We start from the raw sequence: 17,303 nt of genomic DNA, 5'->3' as shown, positions 1-17,303 counted from the left end.
ACGTGACCCATGAACAAACATTGTTATCGCCTTATCTTCAGCCGCACTCACGGGGAGTTGCGGGTGGTGTCCGAACTGGCCCGCAGCTGCAGCAGCGAACCGGGGCAGCGCATCGGTTCAGGGATAACGGCTGGGAGTCGTCTGTGGGTCACCGTGCGTCGGTCAGTGTGGCTGCTGGGGCTGTTGATGTTCGCCGGCCCCGTCATGGCAGACGGCATTGTCGCGGACGGCGGTGCCAATCCTTCCCAGCGGCCGGAGGTCATCAATACCCAGAACGGCTTGCCGCAGGTCAACATCACCGCCCCCAACCAGGCCGGGGTCTCACATAACCAGTATCAGCAGTTCGATGTCGACGCCAAAGGCGCCATCCTCAACAACTCGGCGGTGATGACCTCGACCCAGATGGCCGGAATGATCCAGGGTAACCCTAACCTCAATCCCAATTCCGCGCCGGCGCGCGTCATCCTCAACGAAGTCAACAGCAACAATCCCAGCCAGTTGCGCGGTTTTATGGAAGTGGCCGGCGGCAAGGCGCAGGTGATTGTGGCCAACCCCGCCGGCATTGTCTGCAACGGCTGCGGCACCATCAATGCCGGGCGCATGACGCTGACCACAGGCCGTCCGCAACTGAACGCCGATGGCAGCGTGGCAGGTTATCAGGTCGAGCGTGGCGTGGTGCGCATCGAGGGGGGCGGACTTAACGGGGATGCCCGTCATGATACCGAGTACGTCGATATTCTGGCGCGTGCGGTGGAGGTCAACGCCGGCGTCTGGGCTAAAGAAGGTGTGTCGGTGGTGGCCGGGCGCAACCGCGTGAGTGCGGACGGTAAAACCGCGACGCCGCTGGCGGACGACGGCAGTGCCAGACCTGAGCTTGCCATCGACATGGGCCAGATGGGCGGCATGTACAGCGGCAGTATCCGCATGATTGGCACCGAGGCCGGCGTCGGCGTGCGCAACCAGAACGGGCAGGTGCAGGCAGGCAAGACGCTGACCGTCAGCAGCGAAGGCAAACTCAGTTGGCAGTCTGATGCGCCGGATGCGGCCACGCAGGCCGGCGGCGATATCCAACTGGCGGCAAAGGGTGACATTGAGACGCACGGCAACGTGTACAGCGGTGGCCAACTGGCCGTGCAGAGTCGTGAGGGGATGTTAACGCAGTCCGGGACGCTGGCGGCGGCCGGGAATGTGCACCTGAACGCCGCGCGCGGCATCCAGAGCAACGGTCACCTGCTGGCGGGCAGCAATGCCGACAGTACGCTGGTCCAGGCTGCCAATCTACAGCTTGAGAGTCAGGGCGATATCCGCGCCAGTGGCAGTCTGCTAAGTCAAAAAGACGTCAACGCGTCCGGGCGCCGGGTGGATATCAGCGGTGCACGGGTTGCAGCCGGCCGCACCGCGCTGACGGCGCGGGAAGGCGGCGTGGCACTGCGCCAGTCCACCGTTGACAGTGGTGAGCTGGCCGTGAGCACGACGGGAAATGTGGATGCGCAGCAGGCCAACGTCAAGGCCGGGCGCTGGCAGGTGGATGCCGGCATCCTGCTCAACCAGAAAGCCGTCTGGACACAGACCGAGGACAGTGAGAGTCGCTTCTCGGTGACCGGTCATCTGGATAACACCGACGGCAGCATTGAGACTCACCATCTGGTGCTCACGGCCGGGCAGCTCACCAACCAGCGTGGCCGCCTGGCTGCGCTGGGCAACGCGGCGCAGCACTGGCAGGTCGGCGGCCTGCTCGACAATGCCGGCGGGACGGTGGGCAGCAACGGCGACCTGCGTCTCGATGCCGGGCGCCTCGATAATCAGGGCGGCACGGTAAAAACCCAGTCGGGGCTCACGCTCCATGCTAATGGCGCGGTGAATAATGCCGGGGGTAACCTGCTGGCCGGGAACGGCCTGACGCTTGAGGCGGGCAGCGAGTTGAATAACGCGTCCGGCACCCTGAGCGGCGGTGACGTGCGTCTGGTGGCGCAGCGGTTGGATAACACGCAGGGGCAGGTCATCGGTCAGGGCAATCTCGACCTGACATCCAGCCACCTGGATAATCAACGTGGCCTCATTGGTGCCGGCAAGGCGTTGGATATCCATACCGGTGACTGGGACAACCGCGGCGGTACGGCGCAAGGCGAAACGGCCGTCACGGCAACGGCAACGACCCTCAACAACGACGGCGGCAAGCTGCTGTCCGGCCAGGCATCCACCCTGACCACCTCGGGTAACACCAGCAACCGCGGCGGCGAAATCAGCGGCGCGGCGCTGACGGTGAGCACCGGTCGGCTCGACAATACGCAAGGCAAGGTGATTGGCCAAGAGCAGCTTGACCTGCATGCCCGCCAGGGGCTGGACAATACGTTGGGGCTGCTGGGCGCCGGCCAGGCGTTGACCGTGCGGACCGACGGTGAGCTGAATAACCGCCGTGGCACGATATCGGGGAGCGGGCAAACTCACATAGCGGCAGGGAGCATGCGCAACGAGGCCGGCAAACTGCTGGGCGGGCAACAACTGGTGTTGAACAGTGCGGCAGAATTGGTGAACCGCGAGGGCGAAATCAGCGGCGAGTCACTCACACTGGCGGCGCAGCGTCTCGATAACTCTCAGGGCAAGGTGGTCGCCAGGCAGGATGTAAGCCTGACGGCGAAGCAAGGGCTGAACAACGCGGCCGGCTGGCTTGAAGGCGGTAATACACTCGCCGTCAAGACCGATGGCGACTGGGACAATCAGGGCGGCACCGCACAAGGTGGCCGGCAGGTCACCGCCAGCGCCCAGTCGCTCGACAATACCGGCGGGCGGCTGCAGTCCGGCGGTGACCTGACGCTTGACGCCGCAGGCAATATCCTCAATCGCACCGGTAAACTGACTGCGCAGCAGGCCCTTGCCGTGAAAGGCGGAGCAGCCAGCCTGTTCGATAATGATGGCGGCTCCCTGCAGAGCGGCGGCGATCTGTCTCTGCAGGGCGGCCAGTTGACCAACCGCGCCGCCGGTGTGGTACTCAGCGGGCAGGCGCTTTCCCTGAACCTGACCGGCGGCTGGGACAACCAGGGCGGCACGTTTACCGGCAATGGGCGCACCGGGGTGCGCGCCGCCAGTCTGCTCAATGCCCAGGGCGCCATCAACGCGCTGGGCAGCCTGGACATGCAGTTCACCGGCAGGCTGGATAACCGCCAGGGGCGAGTTTTTAGTCAATCGTCTCAGGAACTACAGGCGCAGGATATTTTCAACGCCGAAGGCTGGATGGGCAGCCAGGGCGGCTGGCAGGCGATCAGCGGCGGTTTTGACAATACGGAAGGCAGTGTGCAGAGCCTGCAGGCCGCACAGCTTGCGGCTGACTGGCTGGGTAACACCAAAGGTGTACTGCAGTCGGCACACGACCTGGCGCTGCGCATCAAACAGGATATCGATAATCGCAACGGCAAGGTCTCGGCGCAGGGGCAGCTTGCTGTCGCAGGCGCCCAAGACGGCGAACGCGCCGGCGCCATCAATAACGCCGGCGGCCAGTGGCTGGCCGGCGAGGGGCTGCGTATCGCCGCCCGCGCACTCGACAATACGCAGGGCGGGCTGCTTTACAGCCAGAAACAACAGCGCCTTACGTTGAGCGATGCGCTGAATAACCGCGATGGGAAAGTGCAAAGTGGTGAGGCGCTTCAACTTGACGCACAAGCACTGAATAACGCCGGCGGGACGATAGATGGCCAGCAACAGGTGGCGCTGCGCATTCTCGGCTTGCTCGAGAATACCGGCGGCGCCGTGCGTAGCAATGGTGGGCAAGAGGTGTCGGCAGCCGGTATCAATAATACGCGCGGCGTCTTCAGCAGTCGCGGCGGCATCACGGTGACATCAAAGCAGCTGGACAACGCCGGCGGCACGCTCATCAGTCAGGGCTCGGGCATCTACCGACTCGACACGCTCAACAATCAGCACGGCAAGGTGCACAGCGGCGATGCGCTCACCCTTGAGGGGGCGCAGGTCAACAACCAAGATGGACAACTGGTGTCGACTCAGGGCCTGACGCTCAAGGCCGGGACGCTCGATAACAGCGGTCAGGGCACGATAAGCAGCCAGTCAGCGCTTGATGTGCGAGCCGATCGCCTGAACAACCGCGACGGCGGGCTGATACTGGGCACCACGCGTACCGACATCACCGCCCGTGATATCGACAATACCGCAGGCCACCTGCAGAGTAGCGGACAGATGAGCCTCTCAGGGGTAACGCAGCTGGACAACGGTCAGGGACGCATTCTGGCTAACGGCAATCTCGACATCAATGCCGACCGGTCACAGACCGACTCGCCGCTGGCGCTGCTTAACCAGGGCGGGCGCGTGGAGAGCGCCGGGCAACTCACCGTGCATGCGCGTACCTTGGATAATCAGAACGGTACCCTGCTGGGGCTGCAGGCGCTGACGCTGTCCGCGCAGCAGGACTACACCCATCAGGCCGGCGAAACGGTCAGCAGTAACGGTACGGTGACGTTCTCCCTCGGCGGGGCCTTTACCAACCTGGCGGACTGGTTGCTGCCCGGCAATCTGGTGCTCACTGCGGCCAGCATTACCAATCCGGCCACCCTGGTGGGCAAGACGCTGCAGCTGACGACCGGGGCGTTGCAAAACACCGGGCGTATTGAAGCGGACAGCATGACGCTGAACGTCGATACCCTGGACAACGCCGCAGCGCTGATGGGGGATGCTATCACCGTGCGCGGGCGTGTTATCGACAACCATGGTCAGCCTGCGGTGATGGCGGCGACCCACAGCCTGACGGTGCAGGCCGGTGAGCGACTGACCAATCGGGAGGGCGCGCTGATTTACAGCGCCGACCGCCTGCAGTTGCACAGCGATGACCTGATTGAAAATCGGGCCAGCTTTATCGAAGCAGACGGTGACGCCACCGTCGAAGCCCGCCGCCTGGACAACCTGCGCGAAGGGCTGGTGATTGAGCGTGACGCCGAGAAGAACGACTACAAATGGCACCGCTACAACTACTACTGGCGGTCTTATGGTTCGGCGGTCAATCCCGACAAAAGCACCCTGGCGCCGACTACCCAACAGCTGACCTTCCAGGATGATGCGGCGGCACAAACCAACCGCTACGGCACCCTGCTGGCCATTGATGCGGCTGGCAAACGCGCGCAGGTGCGGGTCAAGGACAACAAAGGCCAATTGACCGACCTGTGGGTCAATTACCTGGCGCTCAAGCCGAATGCCGACGGCAGCTTTGCGATGACGTTCTACGAGACGCGGGGGGGAAACCAGCTGGCGACTATCCCGACGCCGTACCAAAACGGCTTCCATTGGGAACACGACTGGACGCAGGTGATGACCTGGGATCCCGAAAAGCATGTCGACATCGACAGCGCGCCATTTATCACCGATTACAACAACTTCCGCGAGCGTACCGAAAGCGGCACGCTGACGCGCGACAAGCTGGTCTCCGAGGGCATCGGTGCGCGTATTCTGGCGGGCGGCAACATGGTGCTGCGCATCACCGGCGTGCTGCTCAATGACGCCAGCGTTATCACCGCCAACGGTAACCTGACGCAGGACGGCGGCGGCAGCGTAGACAACCGCGGTTACTCGGTTAACGAACGGCGCCAGGCGGTGATCGTTGACCACTATGACAAGGACACGCATCACTGGTACCCGACGTTCAACCGGGACGAGACCACGGCGTTGGCGACCGTTGACGGCGTGATCACCGGCAGCGGCACCGTCACCATTAACGGGGCCCGTATCACCAACACCACGGTCAATCAGGCACAAATCAGTCAACTGGATGCGGCATTGAAGGCGGTGGATGCCGAACGCGCCGAGCTTGAACGCAATCCGCTGGCCTTCACGGTAGAGGCGGCTGCCCGACCTGACGGCGATACGACGCTGGCACAAGGCGAACAGATGACGCAACCCGGTGCCACGCCGTCCTCGCCGCTGGGGCGCCCGCTGCTGCCGTCTGAGCTGGCGCTGACGCAGTTACAGCATCTGGGCAATGTGGCCACCACCATCCCCAATAACGGTTTGTTCAGTCAACATACGGCGACCGGCAGCCCGTTCCTGGTGGTGACCGATGAACGCTTTACCCGCCGCGACAACTTTATCAGCAGCGACTATATGCTGGAGCGCGTCGGGTATGACCCTGCGCAGGCCCATAAGCGCCTGGGGGACGGTTTTTACGAGCAGCGTCTGGTGCGCGAGCAGGTGCTGGCGCTGACCGGCAAACCGTCCGTCAAGGGCTGGGATGCGATGGAACAGTATCAGCAGTTGATGAACAACGGCAGTAAAGTCGCCCAGGACTTCCATCTGGTGCCGGGCGTGGCCCTGACGCCGGAGCAGATTGCGGCGCTGCAGCAGGATATCGTCTGGCTGGTGAGCGAGACGGTGCAAACGGAAGGCGGCCCGCAGACGGTGTGGGTGCCGAAGGTGTACCTGGCACAGACCACGCTGCGCCTGACCGGCGATGGCGCGGTGATTGGTGGTGGCGACCTGCAACTCTCGGCGGGCAGCATCACCAATGCCGGCAACCTGTTTGCCGACAAAGCCCTGACGGTCGACGCCGGGCAGTTCCTGCACCAGGGCGGCGACATCAAGGCCGGCAGCATTGACGTGCAGGCCGACAGTCTGGCCCTGAGCACCAACCTGCAGGATGCGCTGCGTCAGGCAACCCTAAGCGCCGGCGACATTCGCCTGCGCGGCACGGATATCACGCTCACGGGGGCGAAGCTTGATGCGACCGATACGCTCAACCTGAGCGCGCGTAACGACCTGACCATCACCGCCGCGCAAAGCCGCCATACCGCCGACCTTGAGGTTATCTCGGGCTCTATGGGCAACCGTACCCGCGGCGGCACGGAAGCAGCAGGCTCCCGGATGGCGCACGTCAGCGGCGAATGGCAGCAGGCTAAGGGGAGTGAACTTAACGCCGGCGGCAACCTTAATCTTTCGGCCGGCCGGGACGTTACATTCGCGGGCAGCCAGGCCAAGGCCGGCGGCAGCACCCGCGTGCAGGCCGGTAATGATATCAACATCCGGGCCGAGACGACCACCAACACCACGCTCCTGGATGCTAACAGCCGTACTTCCTCGGTCAGCAACGACCGCCAGGAAGAGCGTCTGACATTAAGCACGCTCGGCGGCGACCAGGGCGTCACCCTGGTGGCGGGCAACCAACTGCTGGCGGAAGGCGCGCAGGTTGACAGCAAAGCGGGTCGCATAGGCGTCAGTGCACAGGACGTGACTATTAAAGACGCGCGCAGCCGCACGCAAGATCTGGACAGCGAAAACAAACGCGAGGGCAAAACCAAAAGCCATCGCGAAGAGCAAACCGAGCGCGAAATCAGCACCGGCAGCACCTTCAGCGGTCAGCAGGGCATCACGGTTATCGGGCGTGAAGGCGATGTCACGGTCACCGGCAGTACCCTGCACAGTGACCAGGGCGCCATCGCCCTGCAGGCGAAAAAGGATGTCACTCTCAATACGGCCACCGAGCGCGAGTCGCGCTACAGCGAGGAACGTTCTGAGAAAAAAGGCTTCCTGAACAAGAGCAGCAGCCATACCGTGACCGATGACCGAACCACGCGTGAGAACGGCTCGCTGCTGAGTGGCAACAGCGTCAGCATCAGCGCCGGCAATGACCTGGCGGTCACCGGTTCTGCCATTGCCGCCGACCAGGATGTAAACCTGCAGGCCGGCCGTAATGTCGATATCGGTGCGGCCACCGAAACCGAGACGCATTACCTGCTGGAAGAGAAGAAAAAGAGCGGCCTGCTGGGCAGCGGCGGCATCGGTTTCACGATTGGCAAACAGTCGAGCAAACACGAAGTCGACGAGAAAGCCACGACCCAGAGCCAAAGCGTCAGCACCGTCGGCAGCAGCCAGGGCAGCGTCAACATCACGGCGGGCAACCAACTGCACATTGGCGGCGCCGACCTGGTGGCGGGCAAGGACCTGGCGTTAACCGGCGACAGCGTGACTATCGACCCCGGCTACGATCGGCGCACGCGCAAAGAAACCTTCGAGCAAAAGCAGAGCGGCCTGAGCGTGGCGTTGTCGGGCACCGCGGGCGGCGCGCTCAACACCGCCGTCAGCTCGGCGCAACAGGCAAGAAAAGAAGGAGACGGACGCCTGAACGCGCTGCAAAACACCAAGGCGGCGCTGTCCGGCGTGCAGGCCGCCCAGGCCTGGGAGCGGGACAATGCGCTAACCGCCTCGGCGGAGGCAAAAAACGCCGCTGCCGGTTTACAGCCGGGAGACGAAGGTGCGGCGCAGGGCGCCACCAATACGGTGGGTATCAGCGCCTCTTACGGCAGTCAGTCGTCGAAAAGCGAAACCCGCTCCGACAGCCGACAGTCGCAGGGCAGCACGCTCACCGCCGGGCAAAACCTGTCGATAACGGCGACCGGCAAGAACCACAATGCGCAAAGCGGCGATATCACCATCACCGGCAGCCAGTTGAAGGCGGGCAAAGACCTGTCGCTCGATGCAGCGCGGGACATTACCCTGCAGTCGGCGCAGAACAGCGAAAGCACCGTCGGCAAGAACAGCAGCAAAGGCGGCAACGTCGGTGTCGGCATCGGCGCAGGTTCGGGCGGGTACGGCATCAGCGTCTCGGCCGGCGTCAATGCCGGCAAGGGGCATGAGAACGGCAACGGCCTGACGCACGCCGAAACCACCCTGGATGCGGGCAGTAATCTCAAGGTGACCAGCGGCCGCGACACCCGGCTTATCGGCGCGCAGGCGAGCGGGGAAAAGGTCACCGTCGACGTGGGCCGTGACCTGACGCTGCAAAGCCAACAGGACAGCGACCGCTATGACGCCAAACAGCAAAACGCCAGCGCGGGCGGTAGCTTCACCTTCGGCTCGATGACCGGCTCAGCCAACGTAAGCGCCAGCAAGGACAAGCTGCACAGCAACTTCGACTCGGTGAAAGAGCAGACCGGGCTGTTTGCGGGCAAGGGTGGGTATGACGTCACGGTCAAAGACCATACCCAGCTCGACGGCGCTGTGATTGCAAGCCAAGCGGACAAAGAGAAGAACCGCCTCGATACCGGCACGCTGGGCTGGACGGACATCCACAACCAGGCGGACTACAGCGCAACGCATAGCGGCGGCAGCTTCAGCACCGGCGGGCCGGTGGGCAAAGACTTGCTGACCAACATGGCCGGCGGCATGCTGTCGGGCGCCAACAACAGCGGGCATGCCGAGGGCACGACGAAGGCCGGGGTCAGCGAAGGTACGCTGATAGTTCGCGACAAAGACAAACAGCAGCAGGATGTGGCGCAGCTGAACCGGGATACCGAGCATGCCAACGACGGCAGCATCAGCCCGATATTTAACAAGGAGAAGGAGCAGAACCGGTTGAAGCAGGCGCAGTTGATTGGGGAGATTGGCGGCCAGGCGATGGACGTCATCCGCACGCAGGGAGATATCGCCGGGCTGAAGGCGCAGAAAGACCCGGCGGCGCTGGCGCAGGCCAGGGAGCAGCTTGAGAAGAGCGGTAAACCGACGACCGATGCGGCGGTGATGAAGCAGGCGTACGACAACGCGATGCGGCAGTACGGCACCGGCAGCGATCTGCAGAAGGCGGCACAGGCGGTTACGGGCACGCTGACGGCGCTGGCGGGCAATAACCTGGCGGGTGCGCTGGCGAGCGGTGCCTCACCTTACCTGGCGACGGAAATTAAGAAACTGACCACCAACCCGCTGACCGGTGAAGTCGACGCTGCGGCCAACGCGATGGCGCACGCGGTGCTGGGGGCAGTGACGGCGCAGTTGAACAACCAGTCGGCCGCGGCAGGAGGGTTGGGTGCCGGCGGCGGGGAACTGGCGGCGCGCTACATTGCCGGTCAGCTGTTCCCGGGCAAGACGGCGCAGCAGTTGAGCGAAAGCGAGAAACAACAGGTGAGCACGCTGAGCCAGCTGGCCGCAGGGCTTGCCGGCGGGCTGGCGACGGGTGATACTGCGGGAGCGGTGATCGGCGGGCAGGCCGGCAAGAATGCTGTTGAGAATAACCATCTGAGCTTGCCGAATGGGCTAATGGATGCAGGGCGGGCCACTTCAACACTGAGCAAGTTTATGACGGATCATGGTGCCACGCCGGAAGAGGTAACGCAGGCGCAGAGCGACTTGGCAAAAGGTCTGGGAACAGGAGCACCACAGCCGGCTACCGAGCTTGTGAAGAAATGGGCGCTATTGATGAGCACAGCAGCGACAATGGGCACGGGGTCAACCGTCGGTGTAGGAGCGGCCGCAACGGGAGGGGCAATTGGCGGTGCAGCGAATGTCAGTACGCAACTCACGGTTAATGGAGACAAACCCTTCAGCTACACCGATGCACTACTTGCAATAGGGACAGGGGCATTATCGCAAGGTAAAGGCCCGTTGCTGACAGGTGGTGTCAGTGTTGGCGGTGCTTATGTTGGCAGTACGATCAAAGGTGAAGATCCGACCAATGCGATGATTGGGGCTGGGGTTGGTTCGGTTGCGGGTAGTGGGGCCAGTAAGGTTGTTACAGATCAGCTCAAGCCAATTATATCTGGTCCGGCAGCTGAGGTAACTGGAGCAGTTGTCGGTTCGCTGACATCTGAAGCCCTGGGAACTGAAGTGTCGAGCCAACTGGACTCTAATGGTGAAAAGAAATGAAAATAAAATTAGCTGAGTTGAGAGCTCTTGTTGTTTTGGTCATCTCTTATATTGTTATTGTTGGAGCTATCTTATTTGCAGTGCGTCTCGGTGTTGCATTGACTTTCTATATAAAAAATGGGTATTTTTATTTTGCTTGGGTTGATGTTTTGAGTTATGCGATGACAGTTGGTTTGAGTGCCGGCATACCATTAGGTATAGGTATCTGGTTTATGTCGTGGATGAAAACACGTAAAAATACGTAATCCCTGCAAATCGATAATCGCCCAATCTTAGCGTTGACTAGGATTGGAGCTCTGCCAGCAGCATGAATAAAGGTGATTTAATCAATAACCATTATCTGTTTTATCGGCTATTTAAAACAGTTACATAACCTAGAGACCCCAATACCTCGGATGCCTTTCCTGGTGATGAGAACCAAATTGGCACATAGTTCAAATACTTGATATTGCTGTATGTATCGACAGTTCTGTAGTTAACAGGATACTTCTCTCATGTGTTAGTAATCGATCCCATAAGAAAAGTGGAGGAAGTTGTGAGTAAGGATTTGGAAATTTCTATTTCAAGTGGTCGTTTCAAGAAGTTAAGGGAGTGGAACAGGAGACGAAATTATTACTTCAAGGAAGTAAAGCTTAATATCAAGATTTATATTGCAAAGCTTATCTGGGATAAGCGTAGAAAAAGCAATTTTGATATCAAAGCAATCAAAACTGTACTGCTCCTTCGCAATGAAGGAACAATCGGAGATGTTGTGGTTTCAACGCCACTAGTGAAGTGCCTTTATGAGTCGGGTTATACAGTTGATTTACTACTGACAAAGTCAAGTAGTGTAGCTATGAAATACAACCCCTATATCAGGAATATATACGAAGCTGGGGACTGTAACAATGAGGTTTTCTTGAAGAGATTTAGTCACACCGTGGCTGAGTCGACAATGAGAGCGTTGAATGAAAATAATTATGACCTGGTGGTTGATCTTTGTCTGTTCGACACCCCTGTGCATAGGATGATGCTTTTCCGAGACTTAAACGCAAAGTTTGTTCTTGGATTTAATAAATGGAATTTCATTAATCACTACAGCAAATCAATTCCATTTAAGAATGGTGCGGAACATGTGACAAAAGCCATTTCCTTGGCAGCGCATAACATGGGGCTTGACTTTAAAAATAGTCACACCTATGACTTGCATATCCCTGACGCGATTGCTTCCGAAGTGCGAAAGTATTTAAGCGTATGGGAGGGGAAAAATAAAATTGTCATTAATGCTTTCACTGGAAGTCCAGAAAGAAACTTATCTCAAGAGCAATTAACGCAAACTATTGAGATGATTAACGAGAAATCAGATGACATCATCATTATTATTCTTGATCACAGGAAAGAATTGAACGTGACTCTTCCCGATAATGTTGCGATAAATCCATTCAATTCACTGCATCATGTTATGGAACTGATTAGACAAGTTGACTTGGTTATCTCTCCAGATACTTCGATTGTACATATATCTGCCGCATGGAAGAAACCACTAATTTCTGTTTACAAAAACATAACTGACAACAATGACTTGTGGGCACCGGGTTATAAAGAGGCGAGTCAGATTATTGTTAATAGAAGAAAAATATCTGATGTGGAAAATGTTCCCGATCTTATATTTAAGGAGATAGGCAAAAGGGGAGTGTTTGAAAGTTGATTATCGTGAATGCGGTTATCTATTCTTGGTTATTTTGAGTGGATAAATCATTGGCATAGGTATTTGAAATGACGGCGAAAACTTCAGATGCGTTGCGCCACAAAGCTATCAAGATGGTACAGAATGGGATCTCTAAAACCCAGGTAGCCAAAGCACTGGGGCTGGGCATTAGCACCGTTGGGCGTATCACAAAGCACGTAGGTAAAACTTTCACCTACTATCCGGAAGAAGTAAAACATGATGTGCTACAAAGGATAACTGCTGGTGAAAAGGCGGCAACCATTGGCCGGGAGCTGGGCATAGACAAGGGAGTTATTTGTCTATGGCAGAAGAAGGCCAAGGGAATTCAGAGGATTAGAGAAGATATACCTAATGAGGTCAAGGCTCAGGCCATCAAACTCGTTGAAAATGGTGAAATGTATACGGCAGTCGGGCGTAAACTGAAGGTCAGTGCCGCCGCCGTTCGTTATTGGTTTAAGGCTGCGGAAGCCCGTGGTGAAACTGTAATGCCTCCCCCACAAAACAAACGTACCGATAAAGCGCTTTTGTGGGTACAGCGCCAATACCCCCATTTGGCTCAATGGCGAGACTATGCTGTTGAGTGGTTAAAAGGCGAGCATAGTGCGTTGGGGACTAAAACAGCGGCGCTGGTAGCTTTTTTCACCCGATATCTCAATGAGCAGGGATTGCCATCAGCACCGGAAGCTCTGTTAAAACGGGGAACAATTGTTCCAGATTTTTTCAAGGTAGCCTGCCCGCAATCGCCGGGTGGGGTATCTTACAACAATCACATGCATAGCTTTATTAACTGGGTACTTTTAACGTATTATAGCCACAGGGCTGATGATGAGAGCCCAGTTATTTCTCCGGCATTTTGCAATCCGATAATCCGGCTTACCTCAGCGGGTTTTCCTGTTAATTATGAAAGTGTTCAAACACCATTACCTTATGGATATATTGCGGAACTTCGTAAGCTTCTTGCTCAGGGGCCATCTTTTAGCGACTGGATCTGGGCGCAGAATGCGCTTGGTGTGAAACGAGCTGGTGAGTTCAGTACTCGAATGGCCAAAGACTGGTTTCCAGTAACGGAAGATGAAATCGATAGGAATGATCCCGATTGTGTTTGGCGAATCAGACGGTCGGTTGATCCCAAAGTAAAACCTGTGTTGGAAATGTGGAGCCCAGTCAGATGGGTGGCTCTTCTTATCAAACTTCAGCTTCCGCCGCGTACTTTCCAGGTGCGCATGCTCGATTCTGGTGAGGCGGATACCTGGCGATATAGCGGAGGCCATTGGATTGATAATACAAACCCACTCGTTTCAGGTTCGAAAAGAAATCCGGTACAACAAGGCGTATTTCGTCGTTCGGACAGGCTCGGACAAGGAGATATGCGAACCACGCTATTTTTTAACACGAACAAAACTGCAGATATCAGAAAGTCTGGGACCCATAAAGGGTATGAATTCCCCTGGCCGGTGATGGGGGAGTTGTGCGATCAGCCACATTATTGGTTGGAAAAAATGCGGAATTGGCAAGAAAAATATAACCCAATCGTTCGCCCCACCCCTTGGAAAGAAATACCGTCGAGGTGCATTGGCGAACCCAAATCCGATATGCAACTGGCGTCGTATCCAGATACATGTTTTTTATTCCGAACCGCAGAACGACGGAAATATGGAGAGAACACATTTCCCGTTACTGACGGTACTATCAGTGGTGCATGGGGTAAGTTGTTAGAAGCGTTGCAACATCGTTTAGCTATGAGCGATACGAAACATCCCGATGGTACACCCATCGTCTTAGTTACCCGGCCGGGTAACTCCCCCATTGCGGTTTTCCCCCTGCATAGTTTACGTGTTTCACTCATTACGGCTCTGGCAATAGAAGGGGAACTTCCCTTCCCATTACTGATGAAATTAGTGGGGCATAGCCGATTGATTATGACGCTTTATTATACCAAACCGGGTTTCAGGCATATGCAAGATGCGCTGGAAGATGCAGCAAAACGTATTGATGCGAAGAAGGAAAAAAGTATTGTTTCATTTCTGGCAAATGAAACGCATGCGAAGCTTATAGAACGTGCTATTTACAACAGCCAGGACGCACTCAAGGCACTTATCCCGGAATCGCCAGCAAATCGTAACCCTGTTGGCTGGATGTTAATGCATCATGGCCTCTGCCTGGTGGGAGGTAATACGCAGGAAAGTGAGCCCTCAATAAATAAAGGAGGCTTTAAACTGGGAGGCTGTTATAACGGAGGACCCGCCGTCAATCCGGAGGCAGAAAACCGTATTTATAGACCGGTTCCTGGCGGGATAAGGAATTGCATTCGTTGTAGGTGGTTTGTCACTGAGCCCCATTATGTACCGGCATTGGCAGCTCATTTGGGAAACGTGTGTTACCAGTTTGATGAAGCCAGGGATATGGCATTAAGACAGAATGCTGAACTGCAAGACCTAAAACGGCAAAAAGTCGATACGGAGAACACTGGAGCCGTTTTCAGCAAGGAGCTGGCACTGCGTACTACCGAGCGTTTGTGGGAGTCTACCATGCAACGCTTTAGTCATCTGGCTGAAGATATGGCGGCGTGTTGGCAATTGATCAATCGGTGTAACGCGTTACCCGTACCCAATGAAGACACTACAACCGTCATGGTCGCTGCCGGTTCGGAGATGGATGTTCAGGCCGGATTTGAAGAAGTTGACTCCGAATTACTGCAACTTTCTGGCGTTTGTCTAAACATAGAAATTTATCCGGATTTGGAACCTGGTAAGGCCATTTTCAGGCGTAGCCAGCTACTCGATGCAGCGTTAGCACGCGACCATCTGCCACCAATATTTCTACGACTAACAGAAGAAGAACAGCTCAAGGCCGGAAATGCATTCCTGCGAGACCTTGCCAAGAAGGCAGATCCCAATCCTCTCCTCGGTATACGACATGTTTGCAACCTGATAGACGGGGGCGCCAGTCTGGCTAAGTTTATTGGTACTGACGCACAGGAGTTCATCAATAATACCATAGGATCCTATTCCAACCCGTTGAGGCTAAGTTATAAAAATGCATAAGACCTCTATTTCTCCGGACGAAGTACTGGAAACTTTACTTGCCAAAGGTCCGCGTTCCAATAAAGCAATGACATTGAAAGCACTGCATGAAGTCTGCCGTGAGCAATACAGTAAACAGAATGACTATTTACGGGACTTCAGTCTGCCAACCATAGGGCGAATTTGTGAGTCTCGTGGCTTATTTAAAGCCAGAGTGCTCTATAACGCCGCGTCGCACGATTATGCTGCTCTGATTTCGTCTTGGGCGGCTTACTCTGGTACTGCTTCTGTCAAGCCTCCGAAGATGCCAAAACCGTTGCACAGTCATCAATACCTGATGCGAATAGAGGATCCAGCATTAAGATCTCTCATGCAGGCCGCGATCGCCGAACGCGATGACCTGCGTGCCAAGGTCAATCTGCTGAAATCCCAAATGCAAATTACTATCGATCAACGTCCACTTGGCGTATCACTCTCCAAGAGCGGATCTCCGGCAGCTATTTTGGAAGTAGGAGCACGACTTACAACGAGTGAACGCCAGGCTCTTGAAAAGTCAATTTCAAACGACTTTCTTGTCCATGAGGGATGGGAAGTCGGCGCACATGGAGAAATTACCAATCAGAGCGGTCGTACTGTCTATGACGTCGGGTATGTCACCGCAATCCGAAAAGGGTGGTTAAGCTAAGCGACAAAGGAGGTTTTTTCATCGTTTAGAACGATGGACGCCATAAAGTATGTAGTTCAATGAACTATTACATAGAAGCTTAAGGATGTTCATCCTGTTGTTTCATATAACGAAATGATAGTTATGAGTATTAACTATGCAATTTATGGAATGATACCAGTAGGCCAACTCGGAAAATGTGGTGGTGCTGCGCGACATGCCGGAAGTGGCCAAACAGTACCTGGCTCACTGGCAATCCCGTTGGGCGCAGGGCCAGGACTGGCAGTCGACTTACTAAGAAAGGAAATCGGATGGCAATGTTCGATCCGCACAGCGGAAAACTACAGCAGGTACGCGAGGTAGTGCGCTTCACCCCCCTGCAGCAGGACGTACTGAAATTTTTGGCATTGGTGTTGATGGTTGTCGATCACGCCAACCGCGCGCTGGGGCTAAATGAGCCGGTTCTGCTGCTGCTGGGGCGGGGAGCATTTCCGCTGTTCGCCTTGCTGTGGGGGTACAACCTGGCGTCGCGGCCTGTCCGGCAGGCGCAGGCGACTCGGCTGTGGATATGGGCTGTGGTTGCGCAGCCGGGCTATTGGCTGGTGATGCGTCATGACGGGCTGGCATTTACCGATCCGAATATTTTGTTCTTGTTTGCGGTGGTAACGCAAGCATTAGTGTTGGCTTCACGGCCAATAAGCAAAGGCTCGCCAAATCCGTTGTTGGTCGGTGGCGTTCTGCTGTTTTTGTGGGATGTATATGGTGCTACAGACGGAACTTACGGTACTGCCGGCATTTTGGTGTTGTTGGCCAGTTATGGGTTATGCGTTTCTCTTCCGGGGTATGTAACGACTGTTTGGCCGGTACGGGGCCTGTCCATCATCTCCTGGCCCCTTAGTGTGTTGATGCTCAACGCCGATCTACCTGTCTCGCTGATGCTGGCCGGCCTTGTGATACCGACACTGTTGATTATGGGGTCGTTCCCACTGGCTGTTCCTGGTGTCCAGGGCAATCACCGGCGCCTATTGCCGCGAGGATTTTTCTTATACGGCTATGTAGGTCACTTGTTGATGCTGGCGTTGCTCGCCTGGTTGGTTCGTTAAGACGGTAAAAAAATCGGTGATGCAGATCTCAGTATGTAGGGCAATATCCGCCTATTAGACGTCAACTAGTTTTGCCGACTGGCGCCAACTACTCTGGCCGTATCCTTTAGTGCGACGTTAAGCCGCGCTGGTTACTGCCTTTGCCGTCTTTTTCCTGTAGCTTTCTCCCTTCAGTTCGA

General features: G+C 56.5%; 6 protein-coding genes. All 6 read left to right on the top strand.

Annotated features, from left to right (window positions below; all coding sequences use genetic code 11):
- Positions 1–9 precede the first annotated feature (9 nt).
- The 6 genes from GT753_RS23740 to GT753_RS23710 all read left to right on the top strand — a co-directional run bounded on the left by GT753_RS23740 (position 10) and on the right by GT753_RS23710 (position 17,124).
- The gene (locus tag GT753_RS23740; RefSeq protein ID WP_254071037.1) at positions 10–10,626 is read left to right on the top strand and encodes a hemagglutinin repeat-containing protein; all 10,617 of its coding nucleotides are present in this window, start codon (positions 10–12) and stop codon (positions 10,624–10,626) included.
- Complete coding sequence (locus tag GT753_RS23735; RefSeq protein WP_160126008.1) at positions 10,623–10,871, top strand: hypothetical protein; 249 nt, start codon at positions 10,623–10,625, stop codon at positions 10,869–10,871. Before GT753_RS23740 ends, GT753_RS23735 begins: the two co-directional genes overlap by 4 nt.
- A 290-nt stretch (positions 10,872–11,161) precedes the next feature.
- On the top strand, positions 11,162–12,313 hold the full coding sequence (locus GT753_RS23730) for a glycosyltransferase family 9 protein (protein WP_160126007.1): 1,152 nt from the start codon (positions 11,162–11,164) through the stop codon (positions 12,311–12,313).
- A 68-nt stretch (positions 12,314–12,381) separates the two neighbouring features.
- A complete protein-coding gene (locus GT753_RS23725; RefSeq protein WP_160126006.1) occupies positions 12,382–15,378 on the top strand; it encodes an integrase family protein in 2,997 nt (998 codons plus the stop codon).
- Positions 15,371–16,042, top strand: coding sequence for a gamma-mobile-trio protein GmtX (gene gmtX, locus GT753_RS23720; protein ID WP_160126005.1), 672 nt, complete (start codon positions 15,371–15,373; stop codon positions 16,040–16,042). Before GT753_RS23725 ends, gmtX begins: the two co-directional genes overlap by 8 nt.
- 290 nt (positions 16,043–16,332) lie before the next feature.
- On the top strand, positions 16,333–17,124 hold the full coding sequence (locus tag GT753_RS23710; protein ID WP_160126004.1) for a TraX family protein: 792 nt from the start codon (positions 16,333–16,335) through the stop codon (positions 17,122–17,124).
- Positions 17,125–17,303: the final 179 nt, after the last annotated feature.

Origin of the sequence: Serratia sp. Z4 (genome assembly GCF_009900725.1) — a bacterium.
Classification (GTDB): Bacteria; Pseudomonadota; Gammaproteobacteria; order Enterobacterales; family Enterobacteriaceae; genus Serratia; species Serratia nematodiphila.
This window is presented reverse-complemented; position numbering and strand designations above follow the sequence as displayed.